Origin of the sequence: Streptomyces yatensis, from assembly GCF_018069625.1 — a bacterium.
Lineage (GTDB): Bacteria > Actinomycetota > Actinomycetes > Streptomycetales > Streptomycetaceae > Streptomyces > Streptomyces yatensis.
In genome coordinates, this window is the sequence record NZ_CP072941.1 from 8710744 (window position 1) to 8734808 (window position 24065).

General features: G+C 72.0%; 23 protein-coding genes. 8 read left to right on the top strand and 15 right to left on the bottom strand.

Annotated elements, in window-relative coordinates:
* Positions 1-7 precede the first annotated feature (7 nt).
* The 12 genes from J8403_RS36500 to J8403_RS36555 form a co-directional block, all read right to left on the bottom strand.
* A complete protein-coding gene (locus J8403_RS36500) occupies positions 8-805 on the bottom strand; it encodes an ABC transporter permease (RefSeq protein ID WP_211126897.1) in 798 nt (265 codons plus the stop codon).
* The gene (locus J8403_RS36505) at positions 792-1808 is read right to left on the bottom strand and encodes a 2-aminoethylphosphonate ABC transporter permease subunit (RefSeq protein WP_246586168.1); all 1017 of its coding nucleotides are present in this window, start codon (positions 1806-1808) and stop codon (positions 792-794) included. Before J8403_RS36505 ends, J8403_RS36500 begins: the two co-directional genes overlap by 14 nt.
* The gene (locus tag J8403_RS36510; RefSeq protein ID WP_211126898.1) at positions 1801-2850 is read right to left on the bottom strand and encodes an ABC transporter ATP-binding protein; all 1050 of its coding nucleotides are present in this window, start codon (positions 2848-2850) and stop codon (positions 1801-1803) included. The genes J8403_RS36505 and J8403_RS36510 overlap by 8 nt, the downstream gene beginning before the upstream one ends.
* Entirely contained in the window at positions 2850-3575 is a 726-nt protein-coding gene (locus J8403_RS36515; RefSeq protein ID WP_211126899.1) for an HAD family hydrolase, read from the bottom strand. The genes J8403_RS36510 and J8403_RS36515 overlap by 1 nt, the downstream gene beginning before the upstream one ends.
* 5 nt (positions 3576-3580) lie before the next feature.
* Positions 3581-4705: a TIGR03364 family FAD-dependent oxidoreductase gene (locus tag J8403_RS36520; protein ID WP_211126900.1), complete on the bottom strand. Its 1125-nt coding sequence runs from the start codon at positions 4703-4705 to the stop codon at positions 3581-3583.
* 131 nt (positions 4706-4836) lie between these two features.
* The gene (locus tag J8403_RS36525; RefSeq protein ID WP_211126901.1) at positions 4837-5592 is read right to left on the bottom strand and encodes a GntR family transcriptional regulator; all 756 of its coding nucleotides are present in this window, start codon (positions 5590-5592) and stop codon (positions 4837-4839) included.
* Positions 5593-5617: 25 nt separating this feature from the next.
* Positions 5618-6424 carry an acetoacetate decarboxylase family protein gene (locus tag J8403_RS36530; RefSeq protein WP_211126902.1) on the bottom strand — a complete coding sequence of 269 codons (807 nt, stop codon included), beginning with the start codon at positions 6422-6424 and terminating at the stop codon, positions 5618-5620.
* 39 nt (positions 6425-6463) lie between these two features.
* A complete protein-coding gene (locus tag J8403_RS36535; protein ID WP_211126903.1) occupies positions 6464-7825 on the bottom strand; it encodes a pyridoxal phosphate-dependent decarboxylase family protein in 1362 nt (453 codons plus the stop codon).
* 61 nt (positions 7826-7886) lie between these two features.
* Positions 7887-8735, bottom strand: a complete 849-nt coding sequence (locus J8403_RS36540; RefSeq protein ID WP_211126904.1) for a fumarylacetoacetate hydrolase family protein — start codon at positions 8733-8735, stop codon at positions 7887-7889.
* A gap of 11 nt (positions 8736-8746) precedes the next feature.
* Positions 8747-9682 (bottom strand): 3,4-dihydroxyphenylacetate 2,3-dioxygenase, encoded by a 936-nt coding sequence (locus J8403_RS36545; protein ID WP_211126905.1) that lies wholly within the window; start codon positions 9680-9682, stop codon positions 8747-8749.
* On the bottom strand, positions 9675-11186 hold the full coding sequence (locus J8403_RS36550) for an aldehyde dehydrogenase (RefSeq protein WP_211126906.1): 1512 nt from the start codon (positions 11184-11186) through the stop codon (positions 9675-9677). Before J8403_RS36550 ends, J8403_RS36545 begins: the two co-directional genes overlap by 8 nt.
* A gap of 103 nt (positions 11187-11289) precedes the next feature.
* Entirely contained in the window at positions 11290-11865 is a 576-nt protein-coding gene (locus J8403_RS36555; RefSeq protein WP_211128613.1) for a MarR family winged helix-turn-helix transcriptional regulator, read from the bottom strand.
* A 197-nt stretch (positions 11866-12062) separates the two neighbouring features.
* Between J8403_RS36555 and J8403_RS36560 the strand changes: the two genes are divergently transcribed.
* Positions 12063-13418, top strand: a complete 1356-nt coding sequence (locus tag J8403_RS36560) for a glutamine synthetase family protein (RefSeq protein WP_211126907.1) — start codon at positions 12063-12065, stop codon at positions 13416-13418.
* A 50-nt stretch (positions 13419-13468) separates the two neighbouring features.
* Here the strand turns inward: J8403_RS36560 and J8403_RS36565 are convergent, their stop codons facing one another.
* Together J8403_RS36565 and J8403_RS36570 are read right to left on the bottom strand one after the other, a co-directional pair.
* On the bottom strand, positions 13469-14200 hold the full coding sequence (locus J8403_RS36565) for a dienelactone hydrolase family protein (RefSeq protein WP_211126908.1): 732 nt from the start codon (positions 14198-14200) through the stop codon (positions 13469-13471).
* 132 nt (positions 14201-14332) lie between these two features.
* The gene (locus J8403_RS36570; RefSeq protein ID WP_211126909.1) at positions 14333-15280 is read right to left on the bottom strand and encodes a LysR family transcriptional regulator; all 948 of its coding nucleotides are present in this window, start codon (positions 15278-15280) and stop codon (positions 14333-14335) included.
* Positions 15281-15390: 110 nt separating this feature from the next.
* Between J8403_RS36570 and J8403_RS36575 the strand changes: the two genes are divergently transcribed.
* From J8403_RS36575 to J8403_RS36590, 4 genes are all read left to right on the top strand, one after another.
* Positions 15391-16704: an aspartate aminotransferase family protein gene (locus tag J8403_RS36575; RefSeq protein ID WP_211126910.1), complete on the top strand. Its 1314-nt coding sequence runs from the start codon at positions 15391-15393 to the stop codon at positions 16702-16704.
* Positions 16705-16809: 105 nt separating this feature from the next.
* Positions 16810-17736 carry an ABC transporter ATP-binding protein gene (locus tag J8403_RS36580; RefSeq protein ID WP_211126911.1) on the top strand — a complete coding sequence of 309 codons (927 nt, stop codon included), beginning with the start codon at positions 16810-16812 and terminating at the stop codon, positions 17734-17736.
* Positions 17733-18548, top strand: coding sequence for an ABC transporter permease (locus tag J8403_RS36585; RefSeq protein WP_211126912.1), 816 nt, complete (start codon positions 17733-17735; stop codon positions 18546-18548). The genes J8403_RS36580 and J8403_RS36585 overlap by 4 nt, the downstream gene beginning before the upstream one ends.
* A gap of 18 nt (positions 18549-18566) precedes the next feature.
* Positions 18567-19955 (top strand): sensor histidine kinase, encoded by a 1389-nt coding sequence (locus tag J8403_RS36590; RefSeq protein WP_246586169.1) that lies wholly within the window; start codon positions 18567-18569, stop codon positions 19953-19955.
* A gap of 278 nt (positions 19956-20233) precedes the next feature.
* Here J8403_RS36590 and J8403_RS36595 read toward each other — a convergent pair whose 3' ends face one another.
* Entirely contained in the window at positions 20234-21244 is a 1011-nt protein-coding gene (locus tag J8403_RS36595; protein ID WP_211126913.1) for an alpha/beta fold hydrolase, read from the bottom strand.
* 243 nt (positions 21245-21487) lie between these two features.
* Here J8403_RS36595 and J8403_RS36600 point away from each other — a divergent pair, with 243 nt between their 5' ends.
* From J8403_RS36600 to ppk2, 3 genes are read left to right on the top strand one after another with little or no spacing between them, the layout of a single operon-like run.
* Positions 21488-22642, top strand: a complete 1155-nt coding sequence (locus J8403_RS36600; protein WP_211126914.1) for an inorganic phosphate transporter — start codon at positions 21488-21490, stop codon at positions 22640-22642.
* A gap of 30 nt (positions 22643-22672) precedes the next feature.
* Positions 22673-22906 (top strand): hypothetical protein, encoded by a 234-nt coding sequence (locus J8403_RS36605; protein WP_093468654.1) that lies wholly within the window; start codon positions 22673-22675, stop codon positions 22904-22906.
* Between the two features lie 20 nt (positions 22907-22926).
* Positions 22927-23868: a polyphosphate kinase 2 gene (ppk2, locus tag J8403_RS36610; protein ID WP_211126915.1), complete on the top strand. Its 942-nt coding sequence runs from the start codon at positions 22927-22929 to the stop codon at positions 23866-23868.
* The last annotated feature ends 197 nt before the right edge of the window (positions 23869-24065 follow it).

A 24065-nucleotide genomic window follows, 5' to 3' on the forward strand; every position in this document is an offset into this window, starting at 1 on the left:
CGCGGGGTCAGCGGTAGGAGGCGCGGGTGCGGATCCGGGAGACGGCGAGCAGCACCAGCAGGGTCGCCGCCATCAGGACCACGGCGATCGCGGAGCCGGTGAACAGGGCGCCGCGGTCGGTGGCGGCGTAGATCAGGACCGGCAGCGGGGTCCAGTCGGGCGGGTAGAGCATCATCGTGGCGCTCAACTCGCCCATGGACAGGGCGAAACAGAGGCCGACGGCCGCGGTCAGGGACGGCAGCAGCAGCGGCAGCTTCACCCGCAGGAGAACGGTGGCGGGGCGGGCCCCGAGCGAGGCCGCCGCCTGCTCGTACGCCGGGTCCAGACGGGTGATCGCGGCGGACACCGACTGGTAGGCGAAGGCGGTGACCAGGACGGTGTGCGCGGCGATGACGATCCAGCGGGTGCCGTTGAGAAGCACCGGCGGCTGGGAGAAGGCCACCAGGATCGCCAGGCCGACGACGACGGAGGGCACGGCGACCGGCAGCACGAACAGGGCGTCCAGCACCCTGCGCGACCGCTTCTTCAGCCCCGCCGCCGCGAGCGCGGCCCAGGTGCCCACGGCCAGCGCCAGCAGACTCGCGGTGACCGCCGTGACCAGGCTGGTGGTGAGCGCCTGCAGGGCCTCGCCGCGGGTGGCGGCCTGGTAGTTGGCGGTGGTAGTCCCCGAGGGAAGGATGCCGGACCAGTGGGTGGCGAAGGAGGCGCCGAGGACGACGAGGAGCGGGAGGGCGAAGAGGGGCAGGAAGAGGATCAGGAAGACCCCCCACACGGCCCATCTCGCCCTGCGGCTATGCACCAGCACGGCGGCTCACCACCCGGTAGAGGCCGTAGAGGCCCACGGAGATCAGGACGTTGACGACGGCGACCACACAGGCGCCCGGGTAGTCGGACTCCAGGATGGCCTTGCCGTAGACCAGCATCGGCAGGGTGGTGACGCCCTTGGCGCCGGTGAAGAGCACGATGCCGAACTCGTTGAGGCACAGCACCAGGACCAGGCTGCCGCCCGCCGCGAGGGCGGGCAGCGCCTCGGGCAGGATGATCTGCCGGATGATCCGGGGCGCCCGGGCCCCGAGCGAACTGGCCGCCTCCAGCTGCGCGGTGTCCAGCTGGGAGAACGCGGCGAGCAGCGGCCGCATCACGAACGGTGTGAAGTACGTGATCTCGGCGAGCAGTACGCCCCAGGGCGTGGTGAGGAACTGGAAGGGCCCCTCGCCGGCGCCGGTGGCATCCGCCCACAGACCGTTGGCCATGCCGGTCGAGCCATAGATGAACAGCAGGGCGAGGGTGATCAGGAAGGACGGGAAGGACAGGAAGACATCGACGAAGCGTGCGGCCGCCCGCGCCCCCGGGAAGGGCACGAAGGCGATGATCAGCGCCAGGACGAAGCCGAGCACCAGGCATCCGGCGGTCGAGGCCGCCGCCAGCCATACGGTGGTCCACAGCGCCTCGCGGAACGCCTCCGAGGCGAAGACGTCGGCATACGGCTGGACGGAGGTGCCACCGGTGTCGGGCTGTACGGACTGCTGGACGACCAGGGCCAGCGGATAGAGGAAGACCAGGGCGAGCAGGCCGACGGGCGGCAGGGCCCACGCCCAGGCCCAGACGGCCGCACGGGGCCGGGCCTTTGCCGGAGTGCTCAGCGCCGCGCCAGACGCTCCGGTGGACGTGCCCTGAGCTGCCGTCGACCGTCCGCGGCGCCGTCGCGGCCGGTCGCTCCCACGCGGCGGAGCCGCATTTCCGCCCAGCCCGCGCCCCTTGGGGGCGCCTGCCCGCCGTGGCCGGCTTTCGCTGATCCGCTCAGCCATGGCCGCTCACTCCGGCGGTCAGCAGCACGGCGTCCTCGGGCGCGAAGTGCACGGTCACCGGGTCGCCATGGGCAGGTGGCTCGCGCAGCTCCCGCACATCGGCCATCACCCGGTGGCCACCCACATCGACGTACAGCCGGTGGGTGGCGCCCCGCCACTGGATCTCCGCCACCGTGCCGGTGAGCCGGTTGGGGCCCGCCCCGATGCCGACCAGATGGGGGCGTACGCACAGGGTGGCGCTCGCGCCCGGCACCGCCCCCGCCGTGTCGACCGCGATCTCGGCGTCGGCGAAGGACACGCCCGCGGAACCGACCGTCACCGGCAGCAGGTTGGCGTTGCCGACGAAGGAGGCGGTGAACGCGTCGGCCGGGGCCCGGTACAGCTCCCGCGGGGTGCCGCACGCCTGGAGCCGGGCCTTGTCCATCACCGCGATCCGGTCGGCGAGGGTGAGCGCCTCGACCTGGTCGTGGGTGACGTACAGGATCGACACCTCGGGCAACTCGCGGTGCAGCCGGGCGAGTTCGGCCAGCATGCCGGAGCGCAGCTGGGCGTCGAGCGCGGACAGCGGCTCGTCGAGGAGGAGGACGTCCGGGCGGATGGCGAGCGCGCGGGCGATGGCCACGCGCTGCTGCTGGCCGCCGGAGAGCTCGCGCGGGTGGCGGCGGGCGTAGGCGGCCATGCCGGTCATCTCCAGCGCCTCGGCGACCCGGGTCCGGATCTCGGCCTTGGGGACCTTGCGGGCCTTGAGGCCGAACGCCACGTTGTCCTCGACCCGCAGATGCGGGAAGAGCGCGTAACTCTGGACGACCATCCCGATGCCCCGCCGGTGCGGCGGCAGATCGGTGACGTCGCGGTCGCCGAGGAAGACCCGCCCGGAGGCGGGCCGTACGAACCCGGCGACCGCCCGCAGCGCGGTGGTCTTGCCGGATCCGGACGGCCCGAGGAGCGCCATGACCTCGCCGGGTGCCACGGTGAGGTCGAGGGCGTCCAGGACGACGTTCCCGTCGTAGGCCACGGTGACCGCGTCGAAGCGGATGCCCATCAGCCGACTCCCCGCAGCAGGGCGGGCAGTTCGGCGACCGAGTCCAGCACATGGGTGGCCCCGGCCGCGTGGAACGCCTCGTCACCGTGGGCCCCGGTGCGCACCCCGGCGACCAGACCCGCCCCGGCCCGGACGCCGCTGAGCACGTCGTAGGAGGTGTCGCCGACGACGGCGACCTGGGCCACGTCCTCGGCGGCCCCGGTCCGCAGGAACGCCTCCAGCACCATGTCCGGGTACGGCCGCCCGCGCCCGCCCGCGTCGGCGGGGCACAGAGTGAGCGGCACCAGGCCGCGCCAGCCGAGCGCGTCCAGGATGGCGTCCTGGGTGACGCGGGCGAAGCCGGTGGTGAGGACGACGGTACGGCCGTCGGCGGCCAGCTCCTCGATGGCCTCGCGGGCGCCGGGCACGGGGGCGATCAGACCGCCGTCGACGAGCTCGCCGTACGCCCGCTCGAAGGCGGCGTTGGCGCGCTGCGCCGGCTCCTCGGATCCGAACAGATGGCGGAAGACGGAGATCTTGGACTCGCCCATGGTAGCGCGGACATAGGCGAGCTTCTCGGCGTGGTCGGGGGTGCCGGGCACGACGCCCAGCTCACCGGAGGCGGCGTCGAAGGCGCGCTCGACCAGGCCGCCGTCGGCGACGGTGGTGCCGGCCATGTCGAGGGCCACCAGGCGGATCGTGCCGGTGGTGTCGGTGGTGTCGGTGGTGTCGGTCGGGGTAGCCATGTGCGTCACCAGCCCAGTTCGTTCGCGGTCGTTTCGGCTATCGCGGGAGAGCAGGTCATACCGCGCCCGCCGGGCCCGGTGACCAGCCAGACACCGTCGCGCACCCGCTGGCGGTGCACGACCCGGCCGGTGTCGGTGCACTGTGCGTACACCCCGGCCCAGCGGCGCCGGATCTTCGGCAGCGGGCGGCCGAGGAGGGACTCCACGACACCGGTGAGGTGGTCGTAGGGGTCCTCGAGGGTGTCGAAGGCGAAGGGGTGCTCGTACTCGTGGGTGTCGCCGATGGTCAGTCCGCCGTCGGCGCGCTGCACCATCAGCAGCTGCATCCGGTGCTCCTCGGCCGTGTCGGCCTGCGGCTGCCGCGCGTTCAGCTCCTCCAGGGCGGGGGAGGCGTACGCCGGGTAATAGCGGAAGCTGTCGGCGTCGGCGATCGAGGTGGTCAGCGGCTCGCCCAGCGGGTCGGTCTGCATCATCTGGAGCCGGACCCGGCGCACCGGCAGATCCGGGCCGGCCAGTTCGCGGACCAGGCCGCCGAGCCAGGCGCCGGTGCACAGGACGACGGCGTCGCCGGTGTGCACCTCGCCGTGGTCGTCGCGGACGGCCCGCTCGCCGATCACCTCCCGGACCTCGCGGCCGGGCAGGAAGGTGTACCGCGGGGAGTTCAGCAACTCGGCGCGCAGGGCGAGCTGGGCGGTGCGCGGCTCGACGGCCGCGTCCCGCTCGCAGTACAGGGCGGCGTCGAACTCCCCGCGCAGGGCGGGGTTGACGGCCCGTGCCTCGTCCGCGGTCAGCAGCTTGTAGCCGCGCGCGGCGGCGTCCGCGCGGGCCACGGCGGCCTCGGCGACGGCCAGCTCCAGAGCGCCGCGGACCGGGGTCAGGGAGCCGTTCGGACGGAAGCCCAGCGCCGGAACGCGGCCGCCGATCTCCTCCCACAGCTCCCGGGCCCGCAGCGCGGTGTCCAGCTCCGCGCCGCCCGCTCGGCCGCTCACCCAGATCTGGCCGAAATTGCGCAGCGAGGCGCCACGAGCCTCCGTCTCGCGCTCGATCTGTACGACCTCATGGCCGCGTTCCACTGCGTGCCAGGCGTGCATGGTGCCCACCACGCCGGCTCCGACGACTATCACTCTCACGTCCGTCACGCTCCAGGGGTGTGGGGAACCGGAGGAATCCGGCTGTCAACGAGAGCGTGAACCGGGCATCACATTTGGGCTAGACCCGTTATCTTTTTGTGATGTTGCAAATGGGTGCAAAGGGGCATTTTTCAGCCGCTCAGATGTGTCGTAAAGGAGAACCGGTCGCCCCGGTACAGCGTGCGCACCCGCTCCAGCGGACGGCCTTCGGTGTCCCGCGAGACACGGTGGATGAGCAGCATCGGCAGGGCCGGCGGGGTGCCGATGAGCAGGGCCTCGCGCGGTGTGGCGAGCACGGTCTCGATCCGCTCGTCGGCGTCGCCGAAGACGATGCCCCGCTCGGCGAGGTAGGCGTAGAAGGAGGAGTCCGGATCGAAGGCGGTGTCCAGATCCGGCACGCGGGCCTCCGCCACGTAGGTGCTCTCCAGGCCGACCCGCTCGTCATCCGCGAGCAGCACCCGCTCCAGATGCCAGACGGGCTCGCCGCGGGTCAGGCCGGTCTCGGCGGCGAGTGCGTCGGGGCAGGGGAAGCGGTCGAGGGTGACCAGCGCACGGCCCGGGGTGCGCCCCTGGCGCCGTACGCCCTCGGTGTAGCTGGCCAGCGACAGCGGCTGCGCCAGCTTGGGGCCCGCGACCACCGTGCCGCGGCCCTGTCGCCGCAGCTTGCCCTCCAGCACCAGCTCGCGCAGCGCCTGGCGCACCGTCTCCCGGGCGACCTCGAACCGCTCGGAGAGATCACGCTCGGTGGGGATGGGGGAGCCCTCTCCCAACGCGTCGATGAGCTGGTCGATCTGGGCCTTGACGGCGTAGTACTTGGGCACGCGGCCGTGCTCCGGGATGCCGGAGCGGACGGGGGCACCGGGGGCCTGGTTGTTCGGGTAGTCCACGCGGAGATCGTCGCAGACGGGGTTGCTACCGGGCCCGCGAGGTGCCGGACTCCAGCAGCCTGCCGCCGTCCCAGACCACACCCACCTGGCGGTAGTACGCGGCGATCGGCTCGTGGATCTCCAGCCGGGCCAGCTCCTCGGTGGGCGCCTCGAACAGCTCCAGTTCGGCGTCGCCGACCCACGGCCGCCCGCCCTCGAAGGAGGCGGCCCCGGACTCGACCAGCTCGTCGAGGGCGAGCCCCTTGCCGTTCTCGATCGAGGGCAGCCAGCGGTGGTGGGCCATGGGGTGGCCGTTGACGAAGCCGCCGGTCTCGGACGGCTCGCGCAGGGTCACCACGGCCTGGGCGAGGCGCCGGTCGGCCGCGGCGAGGGTCGCGCCGAACCGGGCGCCGGCCTCGATGCGCGGGGCGGGCCCGTACGGATGGGGGCGGGTCTGATGGATCGAGCCGAGCTTCTTCGGATAGCCCTGGTGCAGTCCGCGGGCGATCGCGAAGTCCTTGTCGACCCAGATATAGACACAGCGGGAGTACGTCCGGCCCCGGTAGGCGCAGCGGACGACCGCGAAGGTCTCCTTGTACTGGGAGAGCACCGGATCCAGCAGCTCCCGCCCGCCGGTCGCGCAGGACTGCCAGTCGGCCCAGATCAGCGCGACCGCTCCCGGATCCTCGGCGGCCGGCTCCAGCGGCTCCGGCAGCAGCTCGCGCACCCGCGCCGGGTCGGTGCGGTACTCGATGGTGAGCAGGTCGCCGGAGTAGTGCCACGGCGGGGAGGGGATGAGGGACGAGGCGCCGGTCGCGGTCTTGGGCGGGAAGTAGCCGTGGACGCTGGTCATGCCGTCACGCTCCTGACGCGGATGAGTTGGGGGTGACGGTCATCCACGTGCGAGCCGTTCCAGGCGGGCGTGGAGCTGGTCGACATAGCTCTCGGACTCCGGCTTCATCAGCACACTGCGCAGGATGCGCGCACCGTCCGCGTCCCGGACGAGCTTCGGATGGAGGGCCGTCAGCCGATCGGCGCCGAGGCGGAGCGTGCTCACGAAGACGGGGTCGTCGTCCGTCATCCCCTCGTGCAGGATCCGGGCGCTGGACGCGTCGATCTGCGACAGGGTGCCGGCCTCGGTCACCGGGAAGTAGCTGACGATGTCCAGCTCCGGGGCCTGGTGCAGCTCCAACTGCTCGGAATTCTCGATGAGTTCGGCCCAGCGCAGTGCCGCGCGCCGGCCCGCCGCGAGCGACTGCCCCAGCCCCTCGCGCGTGGGCGGTATCAGCTGGAAGGTGAGCCACAGGGCGGCGGCCGCCGCGCCCGTGCGCGAACACTCCAGGCTGATCTCGCCGAGGTGCAGCTCCTCGGAGGTGAAGTAGGTGTACGGCGAGTCGTGCAGATAGAACCGGCCGACCGAGGGATCACGGAACAGGACGGCGCCGCAGCCGTACGGCTGGAGGCCGTGCTTATGCGGGTCCACGACGATGGAATCGGCCTCGGCGATGGCCCGCCACGGCTCCTCGGGCAGGCCCTCGGGGCCCTCCGCCCCGGCGAGCAGGGTGAAGAAACCGCCGTAGGCGGCGTCGACGTGGATCCGCACACCGTAGCGCTCGCGCAGCGCCGGCGCCTCGTGGATCGGCTCGACGGCGCCGAGCCCGGTGGTCCCGGCGGTGAGCACGACGGTGCCGACGGTGCCGGTCCGCAGCAGGCTCTCCAGCGCGTCGAGATCCATGCGGCCGAGGTCGTCGACCGGGACCGGATGGCCCTCCACGCCCAGCACACCGCACATCCGGCCATGGGTGTAATGCGCCTCGGTGCTGTAGGCGACGCCCTTGCCGGGGTGCAGTTCGCGCGCCACGAAGAGCGCCTCGAGGTTGGCGATGGTGCCACTGGTGGTGAGGTGTCCGAGGTGGGTGTCGTAGCCGAACATCGTGGCGAGCTGCTGGACGGCCTCCCGCTCCATCTCGGCGGTGGCCGGGCCGCCGTCCAGGGCGTGGTTGTTGGGGTTGATCAGCATCGCCGTGAGGTAGCCCACGACCGCCGCCGGATGCGGTGGCTTGAGCATCTGGCCCGCGTAACGGGGGTGGAAGAAGGGGTAGTTGTCCTTGAGCCGCTCGGTGAAGACCTCGAACGCGGCGGCGAACCGGTCGTCGTCGACCGCGAGCGCAGGATGGGCCTGGTAGGGGCCGAAGGTCTTCGCCCAATCGGCGTTCGACGCCAGCGCCGTGGCGAGCCAGCCGTTCAGATCCATAGGGTCCACTCCTTGGTCACGACGAGTTGGTCCGGACGAGGTGGTGACGACGAGCCGTGGTTCAGGGCCGCTCGGGCGGGCGGATGCCGCGGAACTCCCAGTCGCCGCCGAGGGCGGTGGACCGGACCTCCTCCGACTCGGTGGGCTGCGCGCCGACGTCGGTACGGATGGGGGCCGGGCCGGTGACGATGTGGTTGGTGAGCCGGCCCAGGCCCTCCACCTCCACCTCCACCACGTCGCCGGGCCGCACGGGGCGGGAGTTGGCGGGTGTCCCGGAGAGCAGGACGTCACCGGGGTGGAGCGTGATGGTGCGGGCGATGTCGGCGACGAGGTAGTGCATGTCCCACTTCATCTCGTCGGTGGAGCCGTCCTGCGCGAGCCTGCCGTTGACATAGGTGCGCAGGTACTTGCCGTGGAAGTCCCAGTCGGTGACCAGCCCGGGACCCAGCGGGCACAGGGTGTCGGACCCCTTGACGCGGAGCATCGAACCGGCGTCGGTGTCCCGGAAGTCGTGCAGCCCGTAGTCATTGGCGATCGTGTAACCGGCGATGTGCTCCGCCGCCTGCTCGGGCGCGATGTTCCGGGTGGTCTTCCCGATGACGATGGCGACCTCGCCCTCGTAGTTGAGCCACTTGCAGCCCTCGGGGCGCACGACGGCGCCCTGGTGGGAGTTGAGCGCCGAGGTCGGCTTGTGGAAGTACGTGGGGGCCGCGGGGAGCCGGCTCTGGAACTCGGCGACGCGGCTGAGGTGGTTGAGGTGGACGGCGATCACCTTGGAGGGGACCACGGGCGGCAGATGCCGGGCCTCCTGGACTCCGACCCGGCGACCGTCCCCGGCGACGAGTGCGTCGCCCTCACGGACGGTCTCCACCACGGCGCCGTCGAGGAGGATGCGGCGGTACTCGGGCATATCGGCTCTCCTCAGACGGGGCGGTGCGGGGTGGGCGCGGTGGCGGAGGCGGGCGGGCCGGTGCCAGTCCAGCCGTCGGCCGGGCGGTCGAACCAGAGGTGGGCCTGGCCGGTGCCGACGGCGTTCTCGTACGTGCCGTACTGGCGGGCCCGGGCCACGCATGCCCGGTCGCCGAGCGCACCGGCCATCATCAGATAGTGGAAGAACTTCGCCTCGGGGCGGTAGGTCCAGAAGGTGTCCATGGTGTCGAGGACCTTGTCGTGGCGGCCCTCCTTGAACCAGGCGATGCGTTCCTCGTCGGCCGCCCTCGCCTCGGGGCTGAAGATGTGGCGCGGGTCGCTGGCCTCGTGGTCCCGGATCTCGCGCAGCGGCCAGAAGGTGTGCGAGAGGGCGCCGGAGGCGATCAGGAGGACACGGCGGCCGGGTGTGGCGGCGATGCCGTCGGCGAGCGCCCGGCCCAGCCGGAGGTGGTCCTCCAGGTCGCCGGTCTGGCAGACCCCGATCGACATCCACCGCTTGCCGGGCAGGCCCTCGCCCAGGAACTTCCACAGGTTGACGGTGGCGTACTGGATCGGCAGACAGGCGTCGTCGATCGCGGTGATGAAGGTGGCGTGGGCGTCGGCGAAGTGCGCGACGGCGTGGGCGAGTTCGGGGTCGCCGGGGAAGTCGTACGGCATCCGGCACATGCCTCGCGGCAGCTCCTCGGAGGTGTACAGTCCGGCGCGCCGCGGCTGGGCCGTCACGACGAACTCGACCGTGGTGGCCCAGTGGGAGTCCAGGACGACGACGGTGTCGTAGTCGTCGCGCGCGAAGACGTCCTCGCGGAGCTGCCGCAGGCCGGTGACGAGGGTGATCTCCTTGCCGTCGTTGAGCTCGCGCCGGGTCTCCTCCGGGAGCACGATGGTGGGGACATGGGCGAGCAGACCCGCCCCGACGATCTCACCCATGGCCGTGGAATCCCTTCGGGGCCAGCACGCGGTTCTTCAGGTCGCAGTAGAAGTCGAAGCTCCAGGTGCCGCCCTCGCGGCCGACGCCGGAGAGGCGGGAGCCGCCGAAGGGCGCCCGCAGATCGCGTACGAAGAAGCAGTTGACCCAGACCGTGCCCGCCACCAGCTGGTCGGTGACGCGCTCGGCCCGCCGGTGGTCGCCGGTGGCGACGGTGGCGGCCAGCCCGAAGCGGGTGTCATTGGCGAGGTGGATCGCCTCCGCCTCGTCCACGAAGGTCTGCAGGGTCAGCACCGGGCCGAAGACCTCCTCCTGGACGACCTCCGAGTCCTGGGCGACCTCGGTGAGGAGGGTGGGCCGGTAGTACAGACCGCCGAGCCGGGCCTGGGAGCCGCCGCCGAAGACCACACGGGCACCGGCCGCGACCGCCCGCCGCACGAAGCCGTCGATCCGCTCGATCTGGCGGGGGTGGATGGTGGGCCCGATGTCGGTGGCCTCCTCGCGCGGATCGCCCTGCCGCAACCGGGCGGCCTTCGCCATGAAGCGCTCGGTGAACTCGTCGGCGATCGACTCCTCGACGAGGAGGCGGGTGGCGGCCAGACACACCTGCCCGGCGTTGTCGAACTGCTCCACGGCGATGTCGACGGCCAGCTCCAGATCCGCGTCCGCGAAGACCAACAGCGGTGATTTGCCGCCGAGTTCCAGGCTCAGCGGGGTCAGGTTCGGTGCGGCCGAGGCGGCGATGTGCCGGGCGGTCGCCACCGAGCCGGTGAAGCTGATCCGGCGGACGTCCGGGTGGGAGGTGAGGTCGTCGCCGATCTCGGCCCCGTGGCCCTGGACGACATTGAGCACACCGGGCGGCAGTCCCGCCTCGGCCGCGATGTCCGCGAGCAGCGAGGCGGTCAGCGGGGACCACTCCGCGGGCTTGAGGACCACCGTGTTCCCGGCGGCCAGGGCCGGGGCGACCTTCCAGGTGGCCAGCATCAGCGGGGCGTTCCACGGGGTGATCAGCACACAGGGGCCCGCCGGGTCCCAGCTGACGTGGTTGGTGTGGCCGGGCGCGGCGGGGCCGCCGGCGTGGGTGGTGAAGTCCTCGTGGCCCAGGGGCAGCAGCCAGTCCGCGAAGAAGCGGAAGTTGCGGGCGACGCGTGGCATCACACCCCGGCGGTGCGAGCGCAGCAGCGCGCCGTTGTCGGTGGTCTCGACGATCGCCAGCTCTTCGAGGCGTTTTTCCACCCCGTCGGCGATGGCGTGGAGGACGCGGGCGCGCTCGGCCCGGGACGTGGCGGCCCAGCCGGGGAAGGCGGCCTTCGCGGCGGCCACGGCGGCTTCGGCCTCGGTGGGGCCGCCGCGGGCGATGCGGGCGAGGGTGCTGCCGTCGATCGGCGAGACGTCGGGGAAGGTGTCGGCGGAGGCCACGCGCCGGCCACCGATCCAGTGCCGGGTGTCGACGGCGACGCCGGCGATCCGCGCCTCGTGCACAGCGGTGTCCGGCTGTTGGGGCATGTCCCGGTCCTCCAGCTTGTTTGGCCCCAAACAAGCTAACTCCGCCACGAGGCGGGGTCAAGGTTGCCGTCTTCGGTTGCCGGCGCCCTGACGGGGCGCGGCGTCACTGGCGGGAGCGGCGGCCCGAGCGGCGCGGGGCCGGCTCCCTTCCGTCGAGCAGCTGCCGCCGACGCTCTTCGCCGTGCTCCTCCAGCTGGGCCACGATGGCGCGCAGCCCGTTGGCGAGCCGCAGACAGTCCTCGGCGCTGAGCGGGGTGGCGACGAACGCCTCCTCGGCGTTGAACGAGGGGAAGAGGCGCTCCATGAGCTCCTCGCCCTCGGGCGTCAGCGAGAGCAGGACCCGCCGGCCGTCGTCGGGATGGGGTGCGCGGGCCACCAGGTCGCGTGACTCGAGCGTGCGCGCGATCCCGGTCAGTGTCCCCTTGGAGATGCCCGCCTCCTCCGCGACCGACCAGGTCTCGGCCTCGCCCCAGATCCACAGCACCCACAGCACCACGAACCCGGTCCAGGTCAGATCATGCGGGCGCAGCACGGAGTTCTCCAGGTGCTGGCGGACGGCCGCGGCGGCGCGGTGGATATTGGCGACGGCGGCCATCTGTTCGCGCTGCAACTCGAAGCCGCCGAGCCGTTCCTGGACGGCCTGTTCGGTCTCGGCGATGGATCGGCGGCGCCCGGGCACGATGGCATCCTCCTCGGCTGCGGGCGGCAGGGACCGCCGTGTCATTCGTTCGCGATCAAATGTAGCCCCGGGTGCGCCGGGCGACGGGCGACGTTCGCGCCCTGGCCGCATCGCGGCGATCCCTTGTGGAGGGCCCGGCCGCCTCGTATCGTGTGGGCCCTCCCGTTTGGCATCAAATAACTTTTGCGGAGCGACCATTGAGCGCCGAGACAGCCGACCGCGTCCGCCGGCGGACCGAGGCACTCGCCGCCGAGGGCATCGATGTCGTACGGGTCGCCTATCCCGACCTGATGGGCTCCGAGCGCAGCCGGGACATCCTGCTGCACCACCTGCCCCATGCGGTCGGCCATGGACTCGCCTTCAGCCGCGCCGTCTATCACACGGGCGCACTGGGTGATCACTCGCACATCCCGGGCGGCCTCGAAGCCGGTATGCCGGACATCCTCGTACGCCCCGACCTCACCACGCTCGTCCCGCTGCCGTGGGAAGCGGGTGTGGCCGGGTGCATCGGCGACGTCCGGGACCCGGCCACCGGACTGCCCGTGCCCGAATCGCCACGGGACCTGCTGCGTCAGGTCATCGGCCTGCTGATCGAGGGGGACCTGACGGCGGTCGTGGGCCCGGAGCTGGAGTACGTCCTGCTCGACCCGGACCCGGACTCGCTCGTCGGCTGGCGGCGCTACGCCCCCGCCCCGGGCCACGTCTATACGACCGGCCGCACGGGCGACCCGGACGGCCACCTGCTGCGGACCATCCGCGCGCTGCACGCCCTCGGGCTCGACGTCAGCGGCGGCAACCGCGAGTTCGACAGCGGCCAGTTCGAGATCAACCTCAGCCATTGCGAGGCGCTGGACGCCGCCGACCGGGCCTTTCGCTTCAAGGCCGCGATCAAGGAACTCGCCCATGCGGAGGGCAGGCTGGCCACGTTCATGGCCAAGCCGTTCAACGACGGAGGCGGCTCGGGCTTCCACCTCCACCTCTCCCTCGTCGACGCGGACGGCCGGAACGTCTTCGACGCGCCCCGGGGCGCCTACGGCCTGTCCGCCACGGCCCGCCACGCCCTGGCCGGAGTGCTCGCCCACGCTCCCGCGCTCTCCGCGCTCCTCAACCCCACCGTCAACTCGTACAAGCGCTTCGGCCCGGACACGACGGCCCCCTGGCTGATCAACTGGGGCCTGGACAACCGCAACGCCCTGGTCCGCATCCCGCCCGAGCGCGGTGGCGCCACCCGTCTGGAAGTGCGCCTCGGCGATGCCACCGCCAATCCCTACCTCGCCATCGCCGGTCTGCTCGCCGCGGCCCACCTGGGCATCGCCGCCGCCGAGGAGCCCCCGGCGCCGATGACCGGCCAAGGCCACGACCGGGGCACCGCCGCCGCACTGCCGACCGGCCTCGGCCGGGCACTCGACGCCCTCGAAGCCGACGACCGGCTCGCCGATGTGCTCGGCAAGCCCTTCGTGGACGCCTTCCTGACCTTCAAGCGCGATGAGCTGGCCAGGTTCCGGCGATACGTCACCGACTGGGAGTTCCGCGAATACGCCCGGATCAGCTGAGGCCCCGGCCCAGCCGCGCCGATCGCGGCGCGACTGGCCCGGGCGCGCGCTCAGCCGAGGTGCCGGGCGAAGAACCGCAGCGCGCTGTCCAGCTCGAAGGCCGGGACATCCCCGTGCCTGCCGGGGTTGGCGTGCAGCGTCTTCTCGGCCGAACCGAAGGCGTCGAACAGCGCCAGGCCCTCGGCCCTCGGCACCCGTTCATCGTCCCACTGCACCAGGAACTCCACCGGGACGGTGATCCGCGCGGCGTCCCCGGCCGAGGCCAGAGCCCCACCCAGGCCCAGCACCGCCGCGCGGACCCGGGGTTCGGCGGCGACGAACGGAACGCCGAGTCCGCACCCCAGCGAGACGCCCCAGTAGCCCACCGGCCCGGGGCCGACGTGTTCGAGTCGCTGAACCGCGTCCAGGACCGCACGCCATTCCGGCACGGTCTGTCGGGCCACCAGCGCCTGGAAGTCGGCGATGAGCGGGGCCAGTTCCTCTCCGGCCGCCACCCGGGCCTGGTTCTCGGTCGCGATCCGGTCGTACTCCTCGACCACCGGACGGTCGCCATGCCCGGGCACGTCGACCGCCACCACCGCGAAACCGCACTCCGCCACGTGGCGGAGTGCGCGCGTCAGGATGCCGGGCGCCTTCTTGTGCTGACCGCCACCGTGCCCCATCAGGATCAGGGGACGCGTACCGGCGGCACCTTCCGGTGTCCACAGCACACTGGGAATCTCATCGAGGACGAAGAGCTGTTCGCGGACACCGTCGGATGATGTCTCGGAGGTGAAGCGCATGGCGTTTCACGCCTTTCGGGATGCCTTCCGCGGGCACTCCCTGACCATGCGGGGGAGGGAGGCCCGACCTGTCACAGCGTTGATCGGTCTCACCTCCTCGGTTCGCGGCGGCGCACGGCGGCACCGAAAATATCACGCACCGAAGCCGCCCTGTTCCCGGCCGGGGCGCTGGTGCGGTGCGGACAGGGCCGGGAGTTCGGGGTGGTCGCGCAGCGCCGCGATGACCGCGTGCACCGCCGCGCGCCGCGTTGTGCCGCGGCGCACCGCGATGGCGACGTTGCGGTGCACCGGTGTGCTCAGCTCCCGGGTGGCGACGGCGTGGTCGGGTGTGATGGCGAGGGCGGGCAGCAGGGTGATCGACCGGCCCGACTCGACGTGGCGCAGCAGCATCAGGTAGTTGCTGAACCGGCAGGCCACCCGGGGTTCGAAGCCCGACTCGCGGCACAGCCGTACGGTCAGATCCGCCATGTACGACCGCGGCCGGTCACACGCCCACGTCTCCTCCGCGCAGGCCGCGAGGTTCACCGTCGTGCGGCCGGTGAGGGGGTGGTCGGGTGGCAGCACCACCACGATCGGGTCGGTTCCCAGGGGGATGATCTCGAGGTCCGCGCCCCAGGAGAGGCCGGCGTAGTCGGTGGTGGTGACGATGACATCCGCCTCCCCCGAGCGCAGGGCCGGTCCGCTCTCGTGCGGCTCCAGCTCGATCAGTTCCAGGTGCAGCCGCGGATGGGTGGTGGCCAGGCGGGTCGCCGCGGGGACCGCGAGGGGGTAGATGGCGCTCTGGAACGCCCCGAGCCGTACGGTGCCGATGGGCTCGTCGTTCAGGGCGTGCAACTCGGCCTCGGCCTCGGCCATCTGGTCCAGGATCTCCCGGCCCCGACGGGCCAGCAGCAGACCGGCCGGGGTCAGCCGCACCTTCCGTCCGGTCCGCTCCAGCAGCCGGCAGTGGGTCTCGGTCTCCAGGACCGCCAGTTGCTGGGAGACCGTCGAGGCGCTCAGATGCAGGGTCTCGGCGACCGCGCGGACGGTACCCAGGGTTTCCAGCAGGCTGAGCAGCCGCAGCCGCCCCGAGTTGAGCATGCGCCCGATTGTAGGTTCGGCCGTATGGATTCGCTGTACGGTTCCGCCTGACAGAGCGGTCGGATCTGTGCGATGGACGCGCGCAGCGGTGCATCCCTACCGTCGTTCCCATGCCTTCCGAGACTGCCGGTGCCGCCCCGGAGCGCCACCTCATCCGCTACAGCGGCCACGCCCCCTTCACCTCCGAGATCATCGCCCGCGCCGCGGGCACATCGGTGTTCACCGAGAGCGGTCGCGAGCTGCTCGACTTCACCTCCGGCCAGATGAGCGCGATCCTCGGCCACTCCCACCCGGCGATCGTGGCGACGGTTCGCGAGCAGGTCGCCCTCCTCGATCATCTGCACAGCGGCATGCTCAGCCGCCCGGTCGTCGACCTCACGCGCCGGCTCGCCGAGACCCTGCCCGAGCCACTGGAGAAGGTGCTGCTCCTGACCACCGGGGCGGAGGCGAACGAGGCCGCGGTGCGAATGGCGAAACTGGTCACCGGCCGCCATGAGATCGTCTCGTTCGCCCGCTCGTGGCACGGGATGACCCAGGCCGCCGCGAACGCCACCTACAGCGCCGGGCGCAAGGGCTACGGACCCGCCGCGCCGGGTAACTTCGCGCTGCCGGTCCCGGACCGCTTCCACCCCGACTTCGTGGACGCCGAGGGCGCGCTCGACTGGCGCCGCCAGCTCGACCTGGGCTTCGACCTGATCGACGCCCAGTCGGTCGGCAGCCTCGCCGCCTGCCTGGTCGAACCGATCCTCAGCTCCGGCGGGGTCATCGAACTCCCGCCGGGCTATCTCGCCGCCCTGGCGCAGAAGTGCCGGGAGCGGGACATGCTGTTGATCCTCGACGAGGCGCAGACCGGGCTGTGCCGCACCGGCGACTGGTACGCCTTCGAGCACGAGGGCGTCGTCCCGGACATCCTCACGCTGTCCAAGACGCTCGGCGCGGGGCTGCCGCTGGCCGCCGTGGTGACCAGCCCCGAGATCGAGCAGCGGGCGCATGAGCGCGGGTTCTTGTTCTTCACCACCCATGTCAGCGACCCGCTGCCGGCCGCCGTCGGCAACACCGTCCTCGAGGTGCTGGTCCGCGACCGCCTCGATGAGCGTGCGCGCGAGCTCGGCTCGGCACTGCGCGGCCATCTCGACGCGCTCGCCACCCGCCACGACGCCGTCGGCGATGTCCGCGGCCGTGGGCTGCTGCTGGGCATGGAACTGGCCGGCGACCAGGTCCTCGGCGCCGGTGGCGCCGACCGGCTCGGCGCGGCCGTCACCCGGCGCTGCTTCGAACTCGGGCTGCACATGAACATCGTCCAGTTGCCCGGCATGGGAGGCATCTTCCGGATCGCGCCCCCGCTGACCGCGAGCGACGACGAGATCGCCCGCGGTGCCGCCATCCTCGACCAGGCGCTCACCGACGCCGTCAAGGACCTCTGACGGTATCTCCGGTGACGTATCTCCAGGGTTCGCATGACAGATGTCAGCTGGACGCATGACAGAGCGCACTGCCGCCGGGCCCGCCGCGCCGGGAGTCTGGAACGCATGGACACTGTGATCGAAACCGCCGACCTACGGCGGCACTATCGCGGCTTCGAGGCCGTGCGCGGCATCGACCTCACGGTCGCCCGCGGTGAGCTCTTCGCGCTGCTGGGGACCAACGGGGCCGGTAAGACCTCCACCCTCGAAGTCTTGGAGGGGCAGGCCACCCCCACCGCCGGAACCGTCCGGGTGCTCGGCCGCGACCCGTACCGCGAACGCGCCGCCGTCCGCCCCCGTATCGGGGTGATGCTCCAGGAGGGCGGCTTCCCGACCGAGCTGACGGTCACCGAGACCGCACGCATGTGGGCGGGCTGCACCAGCGGCGCCCGCCCCGTGGCCGAGGCCCTGGAGCTGACCCGGCTGTCCAAACGGGCGGCGGTGCGGGTCAAGCAGCTCTCCGGTGGCGAGCGCCGGCGCCTCGATCTCGCGCTGGCCCTGCTGGGACGGCCCGAGGTGCTGTTCCTGGACGAGCCGACGACCGGCCTGGACGCGCAGTCCCGCCGCGAGACCTGGGAGCTGATCCGGGAGCTGAAGCAGCAGGGCACGACGGTGCTGCTCACCACCCACTATCTGGAAGAGGCCGAGCAGCTGGCCGACCGGCTGGCCATCATGCACGCGGGGCGGATCGCCACCTCGGGGCGGGTCGCCGACGTGGTCGCCGAGCGGCCCGCGCGGATGCGGTTCGAGCTGCCCAGGGACCACTTCCTGGGCGATGTGCCGCCGCTCGCACCGCTGGGTGTGTCGAGCTACGAGGAGGCCGGGGGGACGGTCCGGCTGGAGACCACCGATCTGCAGCGCACGGCCACGGCGCTGCTGGTGTGGGCCCGGGACAGGGGCGTGGAGTTGCGCGGTCTGGACGCCCGGTCCGCCACCTTGGAGGAGGCGTTCATGGAGATCGCGAAGGGCCTGGACAGCGAGGAGGCACGATGACGACGTCAGCGGCCCGTACGGCACCGACGCCCGTGGCCACGGCCCCCCGGCGCACCGCCGCCGACCGTATGACCGCCCTCGGCCGCGCCGAGCTGACACTGCTGCTGCGCAGCAAGGCATCCCTGGTCACCGCGGTGGTCCTGCCCAGCGTGATGGCCTTCGCGATGCGCGGCACGGTCGAGGAGCTGGACCTGGGTGGCACCGGCCTGTCGGTGGCCACCGTCATGCTGCCCGCCGCGCTGGCCACGGCGCTGCTCTTCTCCGTCTACACCTACCTGGTCGGTGTGTACGTGGTGCGCCGCGAGGGCCTGGTGCTCAAGCGGCTGCGCAGTGGCGAGGTGCGCGACTGGGAGATCCTCGTCGGCAGCGCGCTCCCGGCGTTCCTGCTGGCGGTCGTGCAGTCCCTGCTGCTGGCGGTCGGGATGACCGCGTTCCTCGACGCGGACGCACCGGCCGCACCGCATCTGGCGGTGCTCGGTCTGCTCAGCGGCGTGGCCATGCTGGTCGCCGGGGCGGCGCTGACGGCGGCCTTCACCCGGACATCGGAGAGTGCCCAGATGACGTTCCTGCCGTTCCTGCTGGTGACGATGGCCGGCTCCGGGGTCTTCGCGCCGCGTGAGGTGATGCCGGACATGATGGCCGACATCGCCGCCTGGCTGCCGTTCTCGCCGGTGATGGATCTGCTGCGGGGCGGCTGGACGGATGACCTGGCCGCCATGGATCAGCTCCGGGCGGTGATCCTCGCGCTGGCATGGACGGGCCTGGCAGTGTTTGCTGTGCGTCGGCGGTTCCGCTGGGGGCCGCGGAGTTGAGAGCGGCGGGAGCCTGAGGTGGCGGAGCCCGAGGTGATGGAGCCAGCGGTGGCGGAGCCCGAGGTGATGGAGCCAGCGGTGGCGGAGCCCGAGGTGGCGGAGCCCGTGATGACAGCGCCCGTGATGACGGGGCCGGAGGTGTCCGAGCCCGAGGAGTCGCGGCCCGCGGTGACGGGGCGGGGGAACTTGAGCGTGGAGACCTGGGTGGAGCGGTTCGGGGGCCCGGACGGCCCCGAGCGCTACCACCGCTACACCCTCGGCACCCTCGCCTTCTTCGCCGCCGCCGAGGCCGGGCTGTGGGCGTTCTGGATCAAGACGTCGGACGCCGGCACGCTCGGGTCGGCCGTGGTGGCGGCGGTGGGCGCGGTACATGTCGGCGCCCAGCTGCTGCTCTCCCGCGCCGCCCTGCGCCGCTACCTCGGCGCCGGACCCCGCCCGGTCGGGCTGGTCGCGCTGTACGTCGCCGCCACCGCGGCCATGGCCGCGGTGGGCTGCGCGCTGCTGGTCACCGGCCGCATCGGGGCCCGGGACCTGGTGAGCTACCTGATCTGGCTGATGATGTTCTACGCGGGCCCGCCGATGCTGGCGCTGCCGCGCCGCGCAGGGGTGGCGGTGGTCGGGGCGGTGCCGGTGGCGACGCTCGGCGTGGCGGTGGCGAGCGGGCTGTCGGGGGATCCGCTGGCCCTCACGGTCGGCGGGGTCCTGTTGATGGTGCCGTTCATGGCCACGGCGATGCGGGTCACCGGCTGGAGCGTGCGGCTGATCGAGGAGCTCGCCAAGGCGCGGGCGACACAGGCGCGGCTGGCCGTCGCGGAGGAGCGGCTGCGCTTCGGCCGCGATCTGCACGATGTGCTCGGCCGCAACCTCGCGGTGGTGGCGCTGAAGAGCGAGCTCGCGGTGCAGCTGGCGCGGCGGGGCCGGGAGGAGGCGGTGGCCCAGATGGAGGAGGTGCAGCACATCGCGCAGGAGTCCCAGCGGGAGATCCGCGCGGTGGTCCGCGGCTACCGCACCGCCGACCTGCTCGCCGAGCTGGCCGGGGCCCGGTCCGTACTGGAGGCGGCCGGGATCGACTGCCGGATCGAGAACGGCCCGGCGGCGCGGCTGCCCGCACAGACACAGGCGGCGCTCGGCTGGGTGGTCCGCGAGGGCACGACGAACATGCTCCGCCATGCGCAGGGCGCCTCGCGCTGCGAGGTGTCGGTGCGCGCGACGATCTCGGGCTGGGTGGCGCTCGTCATGGAGAACGACGGGGCGGATACGGCCCCCCGGACCGGCACCGGCACCGGCAGCGGCCTGCCGGGGCTGCGCGAGCGCCTGGCCGAGGTGGACGGCACACTGACCACCGAACGGCGCTCGGACGGGAGCTTCCGCCTCACCGCGCGGATTCCCTGGAAGACGCCCGAATGATCAGGGTTCTGCTCGCGGACGACGAACGCCTCATCCGGGACGCCCTGGCCTCCCTCCTCGCACTGGAGGACGGCATCACCGTGGTGGCGTAGGCCGGAACCGGCGACGAGGCGAAATGCTGTCGCCGGCCGAGGACGGGCACCGGTGGCGGAGATCGCGTCCCACGCCGCGCCGTCGCCCGGGAGGGTGCGCAACTACCTGTCGGCCGCCGCGGCCGAACTCGGCGCGGAAAACCGCCATGTGGCGGCTCGCACCGCGGTAGGGCGGCTGTAGCCGCCCTACCCGCGCGAAGAACGCGACCGCCGGCGTCGGCGGCGGCCGAGGACGAGGGCTCCACCACCGAGCAGAAGGGCCGCCGCGCCCCCGGTCACCCACGCGGCGGCCGTGTCGGCGGGCCGGGACTCCGCCCCGGCGCGGGAGCCGGAAGGCTTGGCGGCGGGCGAGGGCCGGGCCGTGCCCGTGGCCGTGGCGGCCTTGATGATGAGGTCGGTGACCTCCTGGGGGTGGGCGATCATGGCCACGTGGGAGGAGTTGATCTCCACGGTGTGGGAGTGGGCGCGCTTGGCCTGGAACCGCTCCTGCCGAGGGTTGATGGTCTTGTCCTGCTTGGCAACGAGGACCCAGGACGGGATCTGCCGCCACGCGGCCACCTTGGCCTTCTCCGAGAACGCGGTCGTAGCGGCGGGCCGTTGGGTCGCCGCCAGCAGCCTCGCCGTACTGGCCGGGAGGTCCGCGGCGAAGACCCGGTGGACCTTGTCGCGCTTGAGGTACAGGTCCTTGCCCCGCATGCCGTCACCGGCCCGGTAGGGGACCGCCCTGGTGGCGGTGGCGAGCTCGCTGGGGAACCGGGCGGCCAGCGACTGCCCGCTCTCGCCCTTGTCGGGCATCAGCGAGGACACGTACACCAGCGACTTCACCCGGGGGTGGCCCGCGGCGGCCGTGCTGATGACCGCGCCGCCGTAGGAGTGGCCCACCAGCACGATCGGGCCCTTGATGCTGTCCAGGACGGAGGCGATATAGGTGGAGTCGGTGTACAGACCGCGCAGCGGGTTGGCCGGGGCGATGACGCGGTAGCCGCGGCGCTCCAGGCGCGGGATGACACCGTTCCAGCTGGAGCCGTCCGCGTACGCGCCGTGGATCAGCACCACCGTGGGCTTCGCGCTCGACGTGTCGTCCCGCGCGGCGGCCGGGGCCGCCACACTCGCGCACACCGCCACGGCGCATCCGGCCGCCGCGACACGTGCGCGGGTCCGTCCGCGTCCGGAGCCGAGAGCCGAAGACGCCACCATGGTGTTCTCGCTTCCCTTTGGGTGTTCCCCGAGGCTTTTGAATCCCCCTCGAGAGCCATGCCTCCTCCACGTTCGCGGGACCCGTGGCGCCGGGCCGCGCGGCAGGGTCCGACCGGGTGAGAGGGGTCATCCACCGGGGTGACACCGCTCTGACAACGATGCCCACGACCTGCGCGCGTCGTCCTTGTGCTGCCTTTGCCTCGAGTTCGCCGAGCATTGGCCTGGGCTTGTTTGCATGCAGGAATGGACCACATCACCTTCTTGGTGGCGGTCGTCATCGTCACGGCCCTCGCCTTCGACTTCACCAACGGCTTCCATGACACGGCCAACGCGATGGCGACATCCATCGCCACCGGCGCGCTCACCCCCAGAACCGCGGTTCTGGTGAGCGGGATCCTCAACATCGTCGGCGCCTTCCTCTCCACCGAGGTCGCCAAGACCATCTCCGGTGGCATCGTCGACGACACCCTGGTCACCCCAGGCATGATCTTCGCGGGGCTGGTCGGGGCGATCCTCTGGAACCTGCTGACCTGGCTGGTCGGGCTGCCGTCGAGTTCGTCGCACGCCCTGTTCGGCGGGCTCATCGGTGCCGTGTGGGTCGGTGCGGGCTCTCATGGCGTGCACTTCGACAAGGTGGTCGAGAAGGTGCTGATACCCGCGGTGGCCTCGCCGATCGTGGCCGGTGTCGCCGCGCTGCTGGCCACCTACCTCGCGTACCGGCTCACCGACCGCGCCCGCAAGAAGTCGGTGACCAAGGGCTTCCGGATCGGCCAGATCGCCTCGGCCTCGCTCGTCTCCCTCGCGCACGGCACCAACGACGCGCAGAAGACCATGGGCGTCATCACGCTGACCCTGATCTCGGCGGGCTCGCTCGGCCATGACGCCGGTCCGCCGCTGTGGGTGATCGCCTCCGCCGGGCTCGCCATCGGCCTCGGCACCTACCTGGGCGGCTGGCGCATCATCCGCACCATGGGCAAGGGGCTGACCGAGATCCAGTCGCCGCAGGGCTTCGCCGCCGAAACCGCCTCCACCACCGTCATCCTCACCTCCGCGCACCTGGGCTTCGCCCTGTCCACCACGCAGGTCGCCTCCGGCAGCATCCTGGGTGCCGGGCTCGGCCGACGGCTGGCGGAGGTGCGCTGGGGTGTCGCGGGCCGCATGGTGATCGCCTGGATGGTCACGCTGCCCGCCGCCGCGCTGGTCGGCGGCGTCTCCGCGAGCGTGGTCAAGAGCGGCGGCAACATCGGCGCGGCGGTCGTCGCCCTGGTCGGCGCGGCCCTCGCCTTGGGCATCGTGCTCCTCTCGCGCCGGAACCCGGTGGACGCGAAGAACGTCAACGACGCCCACGAGGTCACCATCCGCACCGAGCCGCCGGCCAAGGTCGGCACGGCCGCGTAAGTCCCTGCGAATCACGGAGAGTTGAAAGCGATGCATCTCGACTGGAGCGCACTCGGCCAGGTCACCGCGGTGAGCATCGGCGTCACCGTCGCCGTGGTCGTCGTCTTCGCCCTCGGCGTCCTGGGCCTCGCCCGGGTGGAGGCGGCCCGTGAGGAGAACGGCACCGGCTCCACCGTCGGCCTCACCCAGGCCGGCCTGTGCTTCGTGGCGTGCGCCGCGGTGGTGGCGTACGGAATTTATCTGATTGTGCCGCAGTTCCACTGAGTGCCGAAAGGAAGGACTGGATGACAACGCCGCCCTTGCTGTCCGAGCTGTCCGACCTGCGGGTCGACTACAGCGACCACGACGACCCCGTGCTCATCCGGCCTGATGGAAGCCCGGTCGACACCTGGCGGGAGAACTATCCGTACCCGCACCGCATGGAGCGCAGGGAGTACGAGTGGCACAAGCGGCTGCAGCAGATCGAACTGCTGAAGCTGCAGAGCTGGATCAAGGAGACCGGACGCCGGCTCGTCATCGTCTTCGAGGGGCGGGACGCGGCCGGCAAGGGCGGCACGATCAAGCGCTTCACCGAGCACCTCAACCCGCGCGGCGCACGGGTCGTCGCGCTGGAGAAGCCCACCGAGCGCGAACGTGGCCAGTGGTACTTCCAGCGGTACGTGGAGCATCTGCCGACCGCGGGTGAGATCGTGCTCTTCGACCGGTCCTGGTACAACCGGGCGGGCGTCGAGCGGGTCATGGGCTTCTGCTCGCAGGACGAGTACCAGCGCTTCACCCGGCAGGCGCCACTGTTCGAGCGGATGCTCGTGGACGACGGCGTCGACCTGGTGAAGTTCTGGTTCTCGGTGTCCCAGAGCGAGCAGCGCACCCGCTTCACCATCCGCCAGGTGGATCCCGTACGGCAGTGGAAGCTCAGCCCGATGGACCTGGCCTCGCTGGACCGCTGGGACGATTACACCGCCGCGAAGGTGGCCATGTTCCGGGAGACGGACACGGAGTACGCGCCCTGGACGGTGGTCAAGAGCAACGACAAGAAGCGGGCCCGTGTCGAGGCCATGCGCAGTGTGCTCGCCCGCTTCGACTACACCGACAAGGACGAGGAGGTCGTCGGCGTCGCCGACCCGCGCATCGTGGGCGCGGCGGCGGGCCTGCTGGAGGCGGGCGAGGACGACGCCGACGACACGAACGGCGCCACCGACGACGGCGGCCACGTCGGCCGGCGCTGACGCGTACAAGCGAAAGCAGGCAACCCGGGGGTCCGGCACGACGGTGCCGGACCCCCGGGTTGTCCGGTCAAGCCACCCGTTGTCTCCCGCACCGTTCAGCCAGCCGTAACCGACGGCGAGGGGCGTGCACACCTGTTCTCCGCAAGGTGGGCGTTACCGCCGGTGCCCTCACCTCCCCGAGAGGCCCGAATCGCCCC